Below are 15,039 nucleotides of genomic sequence, written 5' to 3' on the forward strand. Positions count from 1 at the left end.
TCTTTTGCTCAGCCCACGCCCCAGCCGCCGGTGTCCGGGAAGGGCACGGGCGGCGGCGGGGCAGTGGCGGAGCCGGGGTAGACCGTGATCCCCTTCGGCAGCGGCGGCGCGTCCGCCGGGGTGGGCAGCAGGCGGGCGGCCTTGACCCACCAGCGCGGCTGTGTGGCCTGGATGGAGCGGGCGGCGGCCGTGGCGTCGTCGGCGCCGGCGTAGAGGCCAAAGCAGGTCGCGCCACTGCCCGACAGGCGAGCCAACAGGCAGGCCGGCGTGGACTCCAGCGCCGCCAGCGCATCGGCGATGACCGGGGCGACGGTCAGGGCCGGCTCGGTCAGGTCGTTGCGGCGCTCCCGCAGCAGGGCGGCGAGCGCGGCGGCATCGGCCGGGACCTCGGTGAAGCGGGCGGGCTGCGAGAAGCCGCCCGTGCGGGCCTTGAAGACGGCGGGGGTCGGCACCGGCACGCCGGGGTTGACCAGCACCACATGGGTTTCCGGCAGGGCGGGGGCCTCGTCCAGCACCTCCCCGATGCCGCCGAAATAGCAGGACCGTCCGGCGAGGCACACCGGCACGTCGGCCCCCAGCGAGGCCCCGACCTCATAGAGCCGCGGGTCGGTCACCGGCACGTCCCACAGGCGGGCGAGCCCGCGCAGCGTCGCCGCCGCGTCCGCGGAGCCGCCACCGATGCCCGAGGCGACCGGCAGCACCTTCTCCAGCACGACCAGCGCGTCGGCCTCGCGCCCGAGCCGGTTCGCCAGCGCGTGGGCCGCGCGGATGACGAGGTTCTGCGCCGGGTTCTCCCCCATCAGCGCCGGCCCGAACGGCCCCGAGATTGCCAGACGCGGCCCGACCGGCGGCAGGTCCACCCCGCGCAGGGCCACCCGCGCCACGCCCGGCTGCACCGACACTTGGTCCGCCACCTCGGCGAAGGCGACGAGGCTGTCCAATTCGTGATAGCCGTCCGCGCGGCGGCCGACCACATGCAGGTAGAGGTTCAGCTTGGCCGGTGCGGACTCGGTGATGGCGGTCATGGCGCGTTCCCCGGAATCGTAAAGCCCCTCTCTCCGCAGGAGAGAAGGGCTTTATCGTGCATGGAACGGGGAAGCGCCAGCGCTTACTGCACCTTGGCCGGGGCGACCTCGGCGGCCTTGCGGTCGGTCAGGCCCTGGTCGAGCTTGACGCGGATCTGGTCCTTCAACGGATCCTCGTCCGCGGTGCGCAGGGCGCGGTTCCACTGGAACCGGGCCTCGACGCGCCGGCCGACCCGCCAGTAGGCGTCGCCCAGATGGTCGTTGATGGTCGCGTCGGTCGGCTTCAGCTCCACCGCGCGCTCCAGCTTGTCCACTGCGCCTTCGAAATCGCCGGTGCGGTAGAGCGCCCAGCCCAGGCTGTCCACGATGTAGCCGTCCTTGGGGCGCAGTTCCACCGCCCGCTCGATCATGCTCCTGGCCTGGTCGAGGTTCACCCCGCGGTCCACGTAGCTGTAGCCGAGATAGTTCAGCAGGAAGGCCTCGTTCGGCTTCAGCGCCAGGGCGGCCTTCAGGTCGCGTTCGGCGTCGGGCCAGCGGTCGAGCTTGTCGTAGGACATGGCGCGGGCGTAGAGCACGACCCAATGCCGGTCCTGCGGCGTGCCGATGCGATCCAGCGCCTTGGTGTAGGCGTCCGCAGCCTCGCCGTAGCGCTTGTCCATGCGGTAGAGGTCGCCAAGGCGGATCATGGCGTCCGTCCGCTCCGGCCGTTCGGCGGAGAGCTTGGACAGCGCGGTGATGGCCTCGTCCGTGTGATCCAGCTTCGCGAGGCTGTCCGCCGCGCGCAGGCGGGCGGTCCAGCCGAGCACCGGGTCGTTTTCCAGCGTCTTGAACTCGGTCAGCGCGTCGGCGAAGTGGTCGCGGCTTTCCATGATGTCGCCGATCATCAGCCGGGCCAGCGGCAGGTCGGGGCGCAGGTGCAGGGCGATGCGGCCGAACAGCAGCGCGGTTTCCTCCGCCCCTTCCTGGTGGATGGCGCTGGCGAGATCGAACAGAGCCTCGGCGAGGCCCTGGCGCCCATCGGATACCACCGGAGCGGCGGTTTTGCCCTCGTTCAGCGCCTTCAGCGCCGGCTCGATCATCAGGCTGTCGGGGTTGTTGGCCTTGAAGGTCTCGTAGAGCTTGCGGGCCTCGTCCTTGCGGCCGGTGCGCTCGTCGAAGCTGCCGACGATCTGGACCACGCGCAGCGGCGCTTCCTTGTCCACCACCTTGGCGTAGCGCTGCGCCGCCTCGTCCTTGCGGCCGCCCAGCTCCAGGATCAGGCCGGCGTGCAGGTCCTGCAGGGCGGCGAAGCCGCTGGCCGTGGACAGGGCGTCCAGCGCCTGCAAGGCCTGGTCGGTCTTGCCGCGCGCGGCCGCCAGCCACGCGTCCAGCAGCGGGCCGATGTACTTCGCCATGCCGTCCTTGGGCATGCGGGCGGCCATCGCCTCCGCCTCGGCCTGCTTGCCGCGGGCGAGATTGTCGGAGGCCAGCAGCGTGAGGGCGAGCTGCGGGTCGCTGTCCTTGTCGATCAGGCGCTTGGCGAGGTCGATGGCGGCGTCCATGTGCCCCTCGCCCAGCTTCAGCAGGTAGGTGCGGCGCAGCAGGGCGAGGTCGCTGGGGTCCGCGGACAGGGCGTGCGCCATGAACAGGGCCGCCGCGCTCCAATCGTCCTGGTGCTGTGCGAAACGCCCGGCCAGATAGCTGCCGGTCGCCGAGGTCAGCGAGGGCCGGTCGGTCGCGCCCTGCGCCGCCGCCGCGCCGGCCGCTGGCAGGAGCCCCACCGTCGAGAGGAGAACAGCGGCCAGAGCCGCCCGCCCGCTTCGGAAATTCGTCATGCCGCGTCCACCTGCACGCCAACCGGGTCCCTGAACACGAGCCTAAGGCTCAAGTCCTTGCCCCATCATTAACCACGACCACCCATTAACCATAAGCGCCATCCATTAACCACAAGCAATCGCCAAGGTGCTACCACCAATCGCGGCTTACCCGTTCGATGATGTCCGGACGAAGGACGTCCGTCGCGTGGGCGTCCATGTGGACGGCCAGGGACTCCGGCATGTCCGGCGACAGGGCCGCCCCCTCCACCGCCCAGCGGGCCATCCATGACAAGGTGCGCAGCCATGTCAGCCGGCGCAAGGGGCGAAGCCACGGCCGCACGGATTGGGCGAGCGCCGGAGGCACGGCGGCGTCCCAGGCGGCGTGGAAGACGGCGACCTCCTCGGGCGACAGCGCCGCCGCGACCTCCCGCTCCCACTTGGTGGAGGTGTAGAGGCTGGCGTGGGCGAGGTCGATGGCCGGGTGTCCGTACTGGAGCTTTTCCAGGTCGGTGAACCACGCCTTGCCGGACGGGTCGATCAGGAAATTGCCGGGGTGAACGTCGCTGCCGACCAGCGTGACGGGCATCGGGGCGCCAATCGGAGGGGTGAGGCGGAAGGCTTGTGCGGCGGCCAGTTCGGCCCGGATGCGCCCCAGCGCCTCGGGCGCCAGACCGGCGCGCTCGAACCAGACGGCCTGCCGCTCGACATGGGCCAGCGTCGCCGCGACCGGGTCGGCGGGGGCGGGCAGGGGCGCGCGGGCTTCCGGCTCGGGCAGGGGCAGGCGGTGCAGGGCGGCCAGGGCGCGGGCGATCGCCGGCATGTCGCCGGGCAGACGCGGGGAGCGGCCGACCACCTCCGTCACGATCAGGGCGCCCATGGGAAGACCCTCGGCGGGCGCGAGCACGGCAACCAGTTCCGGCGTGTGGCCGCTGGGGGCGGCGCGCCGGAAGGCCGCGGCCTGCTGGTTCAGGTTGGCCACGGGGTCGAGGCCCATCTGGCTCCAGCGCGGCACGCGCGCGACCAGACCGCGCCCTTTCAGCCGCACATGGTCATGCGCCACGCCCTTGCGCGGCATGGGCTCCAGCGTGTCCGGCGGGAGAGCGGCAAAGCCCGGCAGGCGGGCGAGGGCGGCGTGGAGGGTGGTCAGCATGAAAGCCTGCTTGCTCCCGCCACCGGAGCGCCCCGCCGCAGCAAGAAATCGTCATCCCCGCGAAGGCGGGGATCCAGGGCCACTCGGGCGCTCGTCGGGATGCCCTGGATCCCCGCTTTCGCGGGGATGACGGGCGTGGGGATGACGGGAATACAAAGGGGGGCCAATTTACGCCTGATGTTCCCGCAGCCGGGGCATCAGCTCGACGAGGTTGCAGGGGCGGTGGCGGTTGTCGAGCTGGAAGACGAGGATGTCGTCCCAGGCGTCGCGGCAGGCACTGGGGGAGCCGGGCAGCGCGAAGATGTAGGTGCCGTTGGCGACGCCGCCGGTGGCGCGGCTTTGGATCGTCGAGGTGCCGACCTTGGCGTAGCTGAGCTGGCGGAACAGCTCGCCGAAGCCGGGGATGGGCTTGTCGAACAGGGCCTCTACCGCTTCCGGCGTCACGTCGCGGCCGGTGACACCGGTGCCGCCGGTGGTCAGCACCACGTCGATCTCCGGGTCGGCGATCCAGGCCTGGACCTGGGCGCGGATGCTCGCCACGTCGTCCTTCACGATGGCGCGGGCGCCCAGCCTGTGGCCGCTCGCGGTCAGCCGTTCGACCAGCGCGTCGCCGGAACGGTCGTCCTCCAGCGTGCGCGTGTCGGACACGGTCATGACGGCGATGTTGACCGGCAGGAAGGGGCGGGATTCGTCAATCTTCGGCATGTTGGGCGACTTCGGTGGACCGGGCGTTGGACCCGGCGGGCGGGTGGGCGTCCACTGCCATATAGAACGGCCATCCGCCGGCCGCAACGGCATCCAGCGATCCGATCTCCTGCCCCAGGCGCAGCCGGTAGAGCCAGAAGTTGGCGAGAACCTTCTCCACATAGTCCCGTGTCTCGGCGTAGGGCAGGCTCTCGATGAACAGAAGCGGGTCCCTGACGTCGGCCAGCGTGTCCCGGCGCCAGCGCATCAGCGTGCCGGGGCCGGCGTTGTAGGCGGCGGCCAGCAGGAACAGGTTGTTGCCGACCTCCGGGCTTCCCAGCAGCTCCGCAAGGTAGCGCTGGCCCAGCTCCATGTTGGTGGCCGGGTCGATCAGGCCGGAGCGGCCGGCGTCGGCCTCGGCGATGTCGGCGTTGCGCTCCTGCACATGCTGGGCGGTGGCAGGCATGATCTGCATGAGGCCCGTCGCCCCGGCGGAGCTGACCAGCTTCGGGTCGAAGCGCGATTCCTGCCGCATCACCGCGAAGACCAGCGCCCGGTCCACCGCGAAGCCGTCGCGCGGCTTCCAGTGCGGCAGCGGGTAGAGGGCCGCCGTGTAGGGCGCGCCGTCCGGCGCGGTCACCGCGTTGCCGACCTGGAGCGCCAGCGCCGGCAGCCCCGCCCGGTCGGCGAGCGCGACCAGCGCCTGCTCCGCAAGGCTGTCGCCGCGCGGGTGGATGCGTTGCAGTTCCAGCTCCGCCAGATCGCGTTGGCCGGCTTGCAGCAGGGCGATGGCGCGGGCGCCGCCGGGCTTCGCCGCAAGGGCCTTCAGGTGCTGGCCGGTCAGGTCCGGCGTCCGCCAATGCAGATCGCCGATCCCGCCCAGCGTCCGGTGTGCCAGCAGCCCGTAGAAGGTGTGCGGGAAGCGCGCCGCGGCGGCGAGGTGGGCGCGCGCCTCCTCGTTGCGGCCCTTCTTGGCGTGTGCCCGCGCCGCCCAAAAGTCGGCGGCGGCGGCCAGCCAGGGGGAGCGCGGGCGGGCCGCGGCCATGGCGTCGAAATGGCGGGCGGCGCGGTCGTGCTGCTTCAGCCGCCACGCGGCGAGGCCGGCGATCCAGTGCGCCTCCACCACCACCTCGCCGGAGCGCGCCGCGCTGGCGGAGGCCAGCGACAGGGCCTGCGACACGTCCCCTTCATAATAGAGAGAGGCGGCGACGCGCGCCCGCGATCGGTCGTACTGCACGGAGTCCAGCTTGCGCCCGACCTCGTCCTGGCTGAGCAGGGCGAGCGCCGCGTTGGGCTTGCCTTCGCGCAGAAGCTCCTGCACGCGGGAAATGGCGGTCTGGTCGCCGCGCGGGCGGTTGGTGGTGCGGCTGCGCGGCGCGACGGTGATCTTTTCCTTTTCGCCCGGCGCGGTGTCCTCGGCCGCTTTTTCGTCGGCCGCTTTCTCGTCGGCCGCTTTCTCGTCGGCCGCTTTTTCGTCGATGGTGGCCACGTCGGTGGCTTCGGCCGCATCGGCGGACGCCGGCTCGGGGTCCGGGATGGGGTCGGGGCGCAGCCCGCCCAGCCGCTCCAGCGATCCGGTCAGCCGTTCCCCGTCGTTGCCGCGCGGCGGCTTCGGGGCGCGCTGGCCGGAGGGCTGGCGGCGCTGGGCGAGGTTGTGGATGCGCTCCGCCCCGGCGAGGTCGCCGTATTGCTGCATCCAGGCCGCCAGCTCGTCGTAGCTGGCCTTGCGGTCGGGGTGCAGATAGCGCTGGCGCAGAACGTGGCCGATCAGGCGCTTGTCGCGCAGCAGGCGGATTTCCCAGTCGGCCGCCTCCCACTCCGCCCGCTCCTGAAGCGCGAAGATGCGGCGGTAGCGATGGGCGTCCTCTTCCGAAAGCTGGACCGACCGCGCCTCGGCGTCGGTCGCCAGAAGCAGGGGCTGGTCCGCGCGCTCCAAGCCCGGCGGGATGACGGGGCGTCCATCCGGCGCGTGGATCACAAGGGCTGCCTGGGCCGGACGGTAACCGCCGGTTGGGTCGGGTGCCGCGCACAACACCAGCGCCGCACCCACAGCCCCCAGAAGGTTCCGCCGCAGCGTTTCGGTGTTTGCTGCGTTGCAAAATATCCGGAGCATGTAAATCGTCTAACCGCTTAAGCGGAGAATCGCAAGAAGTCGATTCTCCGCCTGCGCTCCGTGGTGCTTCTTTGCGATGGGATTCAGCGACTTAGCGCCAACGGGAAAATCGCGCTAACCCGGCCGGAAGACCCGTTCGGCGCAAGGTCATGCGTCATATTGTCATGGCCGGCGCAACGGCATAGCGTCTTCTTTTTGAGGCTTGTCTGTCTTTCGGAGCGCGAGAGTATTACTTCGTTTCACTTGCGGCTTGGAATGTTCGCCCGAAAGCGCAAGAACAGTTCGAATAAAGAACGTATTTTAGGAATCGGCGCGGCGCGCATGAATCTCCCCCTCACCCAGCGGGGCTGGGCACGGGGGAATCGCACGCGATCGTCAGGCTTCGATTTTCTGCTTCAGCGCCAGCAGGTCGCGCCACGCCTCGCGCTTAGCGATGGGATTGCGCAGCAGGTAGGCCGGGTGCAGCATCGGGATGACCGGCACCGGGCCGGGCAGGCCGGGGGAGGCGTAGTCGAACCACTGGCCGCGCAGGCGCGTGATGCCCTCCGCCCGGTTCAGCAGCGTCTTGGCGGAGGTTCCGCCCAGCGGCACCAGCACTTTCGGGCCGATCAGCTCCACATGCCGCTCCAGGAAAGGCAGGCAGGCGGCGATTTCGGCCTGGGTGGGGGAGCGGTTGCCGGGCGGGCGCCAGGGCAGGATGTTGCTGATGTAGACCTTCGTCCGGTCCAGCCCGATGTGCGCCAGCATGCGGTCCAGCAGCTTGCCGCTGACCCCGACGAAGGGCTTGCCCTGGCGGTCCTCGTCCTCGCCCGGCGCCTCGCCGATCAGCATGACCGGGGCGGACGGGTTGCCGTCGGCGAACACCGTGTTCATTGCGGTGGCCTTCAGCGGGCAGCCGTCGAAGTCCCGCAGCGCCGCTTCCAGCTCCGACAGGCTGCGGGCCTCCTTGGCGCGCGCCCGCGCGCTGGCCCCGGCCTCGCTGGCGCCCAGCGGCTGCGAGGCGGAGGGGGCGAAGGACGCAGGGGCGGGTGCGAAAGCCGTGCGCGGAGTCGCAGGCATGGCCGGGCGAGTCCCGCCCGATTCCGACACCGGCGCGCGCGAAACGGTCGGCCGGGAGGCGAAACTCGCCCAATCCATGGGCTCGTCGCCGATGGCCTCGTCGCAGCCGATGTCGGTGTGCCAGCGCAGCGCCGCAACGATGTCGCATAGGTCAATCATCGTTTGACCTTACCACGGATCCTGTGGTCTTACATGACCTTAGATATCCTTTTTGGCGGGTGCGAAAGGCGTCCGCCGCTCCATGACACCGCCGGACCTTTCCAAAGATTGCCCGGCGGTCACGACGACCGGGAGGTTTTGGGATGACGGATCGCGACCCGCGCGAGGTGATGGAATACGACGTCCTCGTGGTCGGCGCCGGCCCGTCCGGCTTGAGCGCGGCCATCCGCCTGAAGCAGCTGGCCAATGAGGCGGGGCAGGAGCTGTCGGTCTGCGTCATCGAGAAGGGCTCGGAAGTCGGTGCGCACCTGCTCTCCGGCGCGGTGTTCGAGCCGCACGCGCTCGACGAGCTGATCCCGGACTGGAAGGAGAAGGGCGCGCCGCTGACCACCCCGGCGCGCGAGGACCACTTCCTGTTCCTGACCGAGACCAAGGCCTACAAGTCCCCGGTCACCCCGCCGCAGATGCACAATCACGGCAACTACATCATCTCGCTGGGCAACCTCGCCCGCTGGATGGCCGCCCAGGCCGAGGATCTGGGCGTGGAGATCTACCCCGGCTTCGCTGCCGCGGAGGTGCTCTACGACGACTCGGGCGCGGTGAAGGGGGTCGCCACCGGTGACATGGGCATCGGCAAGGACGGCGAGAAGACGTCCGGCTACACGGCGGGCATGGAGCTGCACGCCAAGCAGACCGTCTTCGCCGAGGGCTGCCGCGGCTCGCTGACCAAGACGCTCTTTGAGACGTTCAACCTGCGCGAGGGCGCCGACCCGCAGACCTACGGCATCGGCATCAAGGAGCTGTGGGAGGTCGCCCCGGAGAAGTCCCAGCCCGGCCTGATCGTCCACACTATCGGCTGGCCGGTGGACCCCAGCACCTACGGCGGGTCCTGGCTCTACCATATGGAAGGCAATCTGGTGTCGGTCGGCTTCGTGGTCGGGCTCGACTACGCCAACCCGCACCTGTCGCCGTTCGAGGAGTTCCAGCGCTACAAGACGCATCCGGCCATCCGCCCGACCTTCGAGGGCGGCCGGCGCATCGCCTATGGCGCCCGCGCGCTGAGCGAGGGCGGCTTCCAGTCGATCCCCAAGCTGACCTTCCCCGGCGGTTTGATCGTCGGCGACGCGGCGGGCTTCCTGAACGTGCCCAAGATCAAGGGCAACCACACCGCCATGAAGTCGGGCATGCTGGCGGCGGAGGCCATCTACGAGCATCTGACCGGCGGCGGCCCCAGTGGCGAAGGCGGCCGCGAGGTGACGGAGTATCCGGACCGCCTGAAGGCGTCGTGGGTGTGGAAGGAGCTGTGGGAGGTGCGCAACATCCGCCCCGGCTTCCAGAAGGGGCTGTGGGCCGGGCTGGCCAACGCCGCCTACGAGACGGCGACCAAGGGCAAGTCGCCCTGGACCTTGCACCACAAGCACGGCGACCACGCCACGCTGAAGAAGGCGGCGGAGACGCCGAAGATCGTCTACCCCAAGCCGGACGGGGTGGTGAGCTTCGACCGGCTGTCGTCGGTGTACCTGTCGAACACCAACCACGAAGAAAACCAGCCGGCGCACCTGACGCTGCGCGATCCCGAGGTGCCGATCAGCGTCAATCTGGCGCTGTACGACGCGCCGGAGACGCGCTACTGCCCGGCCGGCGTGTACGAGATCGTGCGCAACGAGGACGGCACCAACCCGCGCCTGCAGATCAACGCGCAGAACTGCGTGCACTGCAAGACCTGCGACATCAAGGACCCCACCCAGAACATCAACTGGGTCGTCCCGGAGGGCGGCGGCGGGCCCAACTACCCCGGCGGCATGTAATTTTATGTCGTGATGGAAACGGCAAAGGGACTTGCCGTTTCCATCATTGCCGTTACAAACACTCCCCGATCGCGCTGGCCGTTGGCGCCGGCCGCCGACCGGAGGGGTTCATGATCAAAGTCGTTCGCGCCAAGCTCCACTGCATCCGCGTCACCGACGCGAATCTGAACTACCAGGGCTCGATCACGCTCGATCCCGAGCAGTGCGAGGCGGTCGGCATCTACCCGCTGGAATTCGTCGACATCTGGAACAAGAACTCCGGCGCGCGGATCAGCACCTACGTGATTTATGGAGAGCGCGGCTCGCGCTGCTGCGTGCTGAACGGTTCGGCGGCGCGGACCTGCCAGCCGGGGGACGAGGTCATCATCGCCGCCTCGCTCTATTGCCAGCCGGCGGAGATCGCCACGTTGAAGCCGCGCGTCCTGACCTTCCATCCCGACAACCGGATCGACAAGACGCTGATCTACGACGTCACGGCGCTCGGTGGCGACCGGTTCGATTTCGCCATCCGCGAAGACGCCTTCCTGGCGCCGGAACCGGCCTGAGTCTCCGCTCAGCCGGTCACCTCGATCCGGAAGACGAAGGGCGACCGCGCGCCGCCGGCGACAACGGTGTTGTCGCCCAGGTGCAGGATCTGCGTGTCCTTGGCGAAAATGCCGCCGAGATACTGGCCGTTGACGGTCGTCCCCAACTCGCTGCCCAGGTCGCGCACGACCAGCCCCAGCCGGTCGTCGCGGTCGATGGCGAAATGCGGGTTGGACAGGCGGAAGGGCTCCGCGTCCGGAACGCGCAGGATGGTGCGCCCGACGCTGAGCGGGTCGCTCCAGCGCAGCGTGCGGGCGATCCGGAAGGGCAGATGCTCCACCCACACCGTCCGGCCGCCGGGAATGGCCTCGCACCGCAGCCCGATCCGGGTCGAGGCGGTGGCGGAGCGCTGGTAGAGTTGGATGCGGCGCTCCGCGATCCCAACCGGTTCCGGAGTCGGGGCCGGCGCGGGCGGCGGCTCCGAAGGGGTCGGCGGCGGTGCGGCGGCGGGCTCCGTCTCGGGCGCGTCGTGCAGGCGGACGATCTCCTCGCTGAGCGTGCGGACCTTTTCGCTGAGGCGGAACAGCAGCGCCCGCGCAGTCTCCGGGTCGGTGGAGATGCGCTCCAGGAAGGTGTCGGCGGGGATCAGTTCGACGGTTACCTCGGTCAGCGCCCGCACGGTGGCGCTGCGCGGCTTGCGCTCGATCACGCCCATTTCCCCGGCCACATCGCCGGGGCCGAGTTCGCCGAGTCGGATCGGTTCCCCGTCGTGGTCCTTGTCCACCGCGACGCGCCCCTCAAGGATGCGCGCGGCGAAATCGCCGGGGTCCCCCTCGCGGAACAGAATGTCGCCGGCGCAATAGCGCATCCTCATGGGCCAAGTCCGTTTTCATGCGCCGTCACTCGGGCACCGCCGAGCCCACTGTCGCCCGGCAATGATTGCCAAAGCGTTGCGTCCGCCCGCGAGTCCTCCGTGAACGGGCCGGGGCGCGACGGTTTGTCCGCCCCTTGCGAACAACCCCCGTGACTCCTCGCCTTGCGGCTGCGGCAATTTTTACCTATTCTAAAGGAGTAAGCGCACGGACGGCGAGGAGGGCGAGTCATGGGCATCACCGGAATCGGGGGCTATCAGCAGCCCTACATCACCCCGTTGAGCAGCGGCCCGGCAGCGGCCCAGCGGACCGACGACAAGGGACCGAACGAGCGGACGGAAACGGTCGAAGAGACCAACACCCGCCAGCAGCAGGCTCAGCAGGCGCAGGCCCAGCAAGCGCAAGGAACGCAGTCGCAGCAGCCGGGCGGTCAGCCCCGGTCCGGCGGCGGCTACACCACCCCGACCCGAGGGCAGAACCTCAACATCACGGCCTGATCGACCGTCGTCGGTCCTCAGCCCGGCCTGTGCGCCGGGACGGTCGCCTTGAAGGGAAGGCGGGGCAGCGATGGAAATCCGAAGCGTTTCCAGCATCGCGGCTAATCGGCTGCCGGCCACGGCGGCCCCAATCGCGCCCGCCGCAGTCCCTGCCCCCACCACCGTCCCGACGACCGAAGCCGGCGCCGGGGCGACGAACACGGTCGCTCCGGCCGTCGGAACCGGGACGGGCCGTGGCCCCGGCGGCTACATCAGCCCGATCCTGCGCTACGACCAGATGGCCCATGTGGCCGTGCTGTTCTTCCGGGACACCGACACGGGCGAAACCAGGGACCAGATCCCAGCGGAACGGGTCGTTGAGCAGTATCGCCGCAACGTCCTTCGCCAGACCAGCGGACCTGAAACCGCACCCGATGGAAGCGCCAGGACCGGGGACAAGGTCGGGGGAAGCGGCGGCGCGAAGGCGCCGACCGGCTATTCAACCGGAACCGCCCCGGAGATGAAGGCCGGCACCGGGACTGCGGGCCTTGGGGCGTTTCCGGGGCCTTCGGGGAGCCACGACGCCCCGCCGGCAACGGGTGCCGGCGCATCCCCATCGGCCGGCGTTTCGGGCGGAGGGGCGCCCGGCGGGCTGGTGTCGGTCACGGTGTAGGGACACGGCGTCGGGTGAATGCCGTCACTCGGGCATCTCGAATCGCGCGACCAGCGGCGCGTGGTAGCTTTCCGGTGAATGGCTGACGGTGGCGTGGGCGATCAGTTCGTCGCCCAGGGCCTCGTTGTGAATCTCCGCGGTGCGGAACCAGCCCAGCAGGGTGCGCGAGACCAGCAGATGGTCGAGCATCACCGCCTCCCCGCCGTGCAGGACGGAGAAGCGGCGCTCCTCCGGGACCGAGCGCTCCAGCGGCACCAGCGACCGGGCGGCCAGATGGCCGTTGCCGGTTTCGTCCAGGTCGGCGCGGATGATGCGGACGGGCGTCTGCTCCATCTCCGCGTTCAGGTCGCCGGCCACCACGACCAGCGCCTGCGGGTCGTCGTCGAACAGGCGGTCCACCGCCAGCCGTGTCTCCAGCGCCTGCCCGGCGCGCTTCAGCGAGGCGAGGTAGAAGCCCTCCGCCCAGCCGCCCGTGGTCTTCCAGGTGGAGGCGTTCTTCTTCTGCCCCGGCACGGGGGCGGCGATGGGCGCGCGCAGGTGCAGGTTGAAGACGTGCAGGCTCCGCCCGCCGGGCAACTCGACCTCCGCGTGCAGCACGGGACGGTCCCAGGTGATCGCCTCGGCTCCGGCGGGGACGGGGTCGGCGGTGACGAGGCGCACCTGCGGTGCCGGCACCAGATCGTGCCGATAGAGCCGGGCAGCCCGGATCGGCCAACGGCTGAGCAGCACGAGGTTGTGGCGGTCGGACAGCTTGTGCCCCCCACTGCCCACGGCGCCGCCCCCCATGAGGCCGCCCGTGGTGCAGTGATAGCCCGCGTAGGCGCTGCCCTCCAGCAGCCGGTTCAGCGCGCGCAGGGTTCGGGGCTCCCCCTTCACCTCGCGCTGGGCGTTGACCTCCTGAAGGCACAGCACGTCGGCGTTCAGCCGCTCCAACTGGGGGCGCAGGACGGCGACGCGCTCCTCGAAGGGCGGCTCGCCGGTGTCGTCCAGGCTTTCCAGGTTGAAGGTGGCGATGCGGAAGTCTTGGCTCATGACCCTTCTCCGCGGTCCGCACCCCCAGGCCGGGGACGCGCCAGGAACAGGTGGTTGCGGTTGATGCGCAGCCGGCGGCGCCGGTGCGCGCTCAAGAGAGCCGCCGATGCGACGGGCGTGGCCTCCAGCCCGGCTTCGAACATGCGCCGCGGCGTGTCGGTTCCGTAGACGCGGTAGTGGTAGGGATGCCCGTAGGCGGCCATCCGCCCGGCCGGCGCGGTCAGGTCCGGGTCTTCCCGCGTCGGGCCGGCGGGATCGAAGGGGAACAGCAGCAGGGCGGAACCGGAGGGCTTCAGCACGCGGGCGATCTCCCGCAGGGCGGCGCGGTCGTCGGGCACATGCTCCAGCACATGGCTCGACAGCACAAGGTCGAACCGGCCATCGGGGAAGGGCAGGTCGGTCAGGTCGGCCTGAACGTCGGCCTGGGGATTGAAGCGGTCCAGCGTGACGTAGCCCCGCCCGTGCCACGCCCGGAAGGGCGCCTCCAAACAGGACTCGGGGGCGGTGTGCAGGACCCGCAGGCGGCGGCGGAAGAAGGGCGTGCGCTCCGCCAGGAAAATCCAGAGGAAGCGGTGCCGCTCCAGCGACCCGCAGTCCGGACAGCGCGCGTTTTTCCGCCGGCCGAGCCCAAAGGGCAGGAAGCGCGCGGCTTCCCGCCCGCAGATGGGGCAGAGCAGCGGGCCGGCGGCGGGCGTCAGGCCGCGCCAGCCCTCGAACCGGGGCCGCTCGTACAGCGCCTCCCGCCGGTAGACGGCGGCCTCGTCGAGGCTTTGGTCCTCGATCTCGGGCAGCAGGCGGGAGAGGCCGTGGATCATGCGGTCGGAACAGCTCCCCCCGTCAGAACAAGCGTCAGAACAACTCGATCTCGCCGTCGATCTCGGTGGTGCGCAGCCGCTCCATGAAGGAGGCTTCGGAGCGGGCGATGTCCCGCACCTTCTCCTCGCCGATCAGGCGCCGCTGCGTACGGCCCGTGGTGGGGTAGAATCGCACCGCGCGGGCGGAGGTTCCGCCGACATCCCAGCTCATGGTCGGGATGCCTTCCGTCGCCAGATACTCCATCACGAACTCGACGTTGCGCCGGCCGATGTCGGTGGTGTGGAGGGTGCCCGCGTTCACGGCGGCCCCGCCGAAGATCTTGGCGCGCAGCCGGTCGCGCCGGCCGGTGACCGCCAGCATGCGGTTGATCAGCTGCTCCATGGCGGCGCTGCCGTAGCGCGAGGCCATGGACAGCCGGTCGTTGCCCTGGTCCGGCAGCAGGAAATGGTTCATTCCGCCGATGGCGGCGACCGGGTCGTAGACGCAGGCGGCCACGCAGGACCCGAGCGTCGTGCCGATGATCACGTTCGGGTCGTCGCTGACCACGCAGCCGCCGACCACGATGTTCACCACCTCCGCCCCCAGCCGCTGGTCGTGATAGCGGTTGGCCGCCACGTCCTGCATTTCCAGACGCTTGCGCAGGGTACCGGTCGGCCTGAGGGGTGGCGGCATGGCGGTCCGTGTTTGGAAGAATTCCAAGCACAGTGTACCGCACGGCTTTCTTTGCGCAACCGGGGTCAGCGGGGCCGCCCAGGGCCATTCAAAGAAAGCCGTTCTTGACGGTTGCAATGGTGGCACAGCGATCTTCGGCGCAGGCCATGCGGACGGCGGGGAGTGGGGCGCCGAAGAGA

General features: G+C 70.1%; 14 protein-coding genes. 4 read left to right on the forward strand and 10 right to left on the reverse strand.

Annotation, left to right across the window (positions count from 1 at the left end):
- Positions 1-8 precede the first annotated feature (8 nt).
- The 6 genes from ACSVC7_RS19170 to ACSVC7_RS19195 all read right to left on the reverse strand — a co-directional run bounded on the left by ACSVC7_RS19170 (position 9) and on the right by ACSVC7_RS19195 (position 7,986).
- Positions 9-1,025 (reverse strand): 4-(cytidine 5'-diphospho)-2-C-methyl-D-erythritol kinase, encoded by a 1,017-nt coding sequence (locus ACSVC7_RS19170; protein WP_448206088.1) that lies wholly within the window; start codon positions 1,023-1,025, stop codon positions 9-11.
- Positions 1,026-1,108: 83 nt separating this feature from the next.
- A complete protein-coding gene (locus ACSVC7_RS19175) occupies positions 1,109-2,839 on the reverse strand; it encodes a tetratricopeptide repeat protein (RefSeq protein WP_448206089.1) in 1,731 nt (576 codons plus the stop codon).
- 130 nt (positions 2,840-2,969) lie between these two features.
- Positions 2,970-3,971: a phosphotransferase gene (locus ACSVC7_RS19180; protein ID WP_448206090.1), complete on the reverse strand. Its 1,002-nt coding sequence runs from the start codon at positions 3,969-3,971 to the stop codon at positions 2,970-2,972.
- 168 nt (positions 3,972-4,139) lie between these two features.
- A complete protein-coding gene (moaB, locus tag ACSVC7_RS19185) occupies positions 4,140-4,676 on the reverse strand; it encodes a molybdenum cofactor biosynthesis protein B (protein ID WP_448206091.1) in 537 nt (178 codons plus the stop codon).
- A complete protein-coding gene (locus tag ACSVC7_RS19190; protein ID WP_448206092.1) occupies positions 4,663-6,768 on the reverse strand; it encodes a lytic transglycosylase domain-containing protein in 2,106 nt (701 codons plus the stop codon). Before ACSVC7_RS19190 ends, moaB begins: the two co-directional genes overlap by 14 nt.
- A 375-nt stretch (positions 6,769-7,143) precedes the next feature.
- Positions 7,144-7,986 carry a uracil-DNA glycosylase gene (locus ACSVC7_RS19195; RefSeq protein WP_448206093.1) on the reverse strand — a complete coding sequence of 281 codons (843 nt, stop codon included), beginning with the start codon at positions 7,984-7,986 and terminating at the stop codon, positions 7,144-7,146.
- 143 nt (positions 7,987-8,129) lie between these two features.
- Between ACSVC7_RS19195 and ACSVC7_RS19200 the strand changes: the two genes are divergently transcribed.
- Both ACSVC7_RS19200 and panD read left to right on the forward strand, forming a co-directional pair.
- Positions 8,130-9,794 carry an electron transfer flavoprotein-ubiquinone oxidoreductase gene (locus ACSVC7_RS19200; protein WP_483508524.1) on the forward strand — a complete coding sequence of 555 codons (1,665 nt, stop codon included), beginning with the start codon at positions 8,130-8,132 and terminating at the stop codon, positions 9,792-9,794.
- Positions 9,795-9,904: 110 nt separating this feature from the next.
- Positions 9,905-10,339, forward strand: coding sequence for an aspartate 1-decarboxylase (gene panD, locus ACSVC7_RS19205; RefSeq protein ID WP_448208713.1), 435 nt, complete (start codon positions 9,905-9,907; stop codon positions 10,337-10,339).
- Between the two features lie 8 nt (positions 10,340-10,347).
- Here panD and ACSVC7_RS19210 read toward each other — a convergent pair whose 3' ends face one another.
- Entirely contained in the window at positions 10,348-11,193 is an 846-nt protein-coding gene (locus ACSVC7_RS19210) for a cyclic nucleotide-binding domain-containing protein (RefSeq protein ID WP_448208712.1), read from the reverse strand.
- Positions 11,194-11,421: 228 nt separating this feature from the next.
- Here ACSVC7_RS19210 and ACSVC7_RS19215 point away from each other — a divergent pair, with 228 nt between their 5' ends.
- Both ACSVC7_RS19215 and ACSVC7_RS19220 read left to right on the forward strand, forming a co-directional pair.
- On the forward strand, positions 11,422-11,688 hold the full coding sequence (locus ACSVC7_RS19215; protein ID WP_448208711.1) for a hypothetical protein: 267 nt from the start codon (positions 11,422-11,424) through the stop codon (positions 11,686-11,688).
- Between the two features lie 70 nt (positions 11,689-11,758).
- Positions 11,759-12,340: a hypothetical protein gene (locus ACSVC7_RS19220; protein WP_448208710.1), complete on the forward strand. Its 582-nt coding sequence runs from the start codon at positions 11,759-11,761 to the stop codon at positions 12,338-12,340.
- Positions 12,341-12,364: 24 nt separating this feature from the next.
- Here ACSVC7_RS19220 and ACSVC7_RS19225 read toward each other — a convergent pair whose 3' ends face one another.
- From ACSVC7_RS19225 to ACSVC7_RS19235, 3 genes are read right to left on the reverse strand one after another with little or no spacing between them, the layout of a single operon-like run.
- The gene (locus ACSVC7_RS19225) at positions 12,365-13,372 is read right to left on the reverse strand and encodes an endonuclease/exonuclease/phosphatase family protein (RefSeq protein WP_448208709.1); all 1,008 of its coding nucleotides are present in this window, start codon (positions 13,370-13,372) and stop codon (positions 12,365-12,367) included.
- Complete coding sequence (locus ACSVC7_RS19230; protein WP_448208708.1) at positions 13,369-14,187, reverse strand: class I SAM-dependent methyltransferase; 819 nt, start codon at positions 14,185-14,187, stop codon at positions 13,369-13,371. Before ACSVC7_RS19230 ends, ACSVC7_RS19225 begins: the two co-directional genes overlap by 4 nt.
- 34 nt (positions 14,188-14,221) lie before the next feature.
- Positions 14,222-14,860 (reverse strand): chemotaxis protein, encoded by a 639-nt coding sequence (locus ACSVC7_RS19235; protein ID WP_448208707.1) that lies wholly within the window; start codon positions 14,858-14,860, stop codon positions 14,222-14,224.
- Positions 14,861-15,039: the final 179 nt, after the last annotated feature.

This window comes from Azospirillum mesophilum (assembly GCF_053470405.2).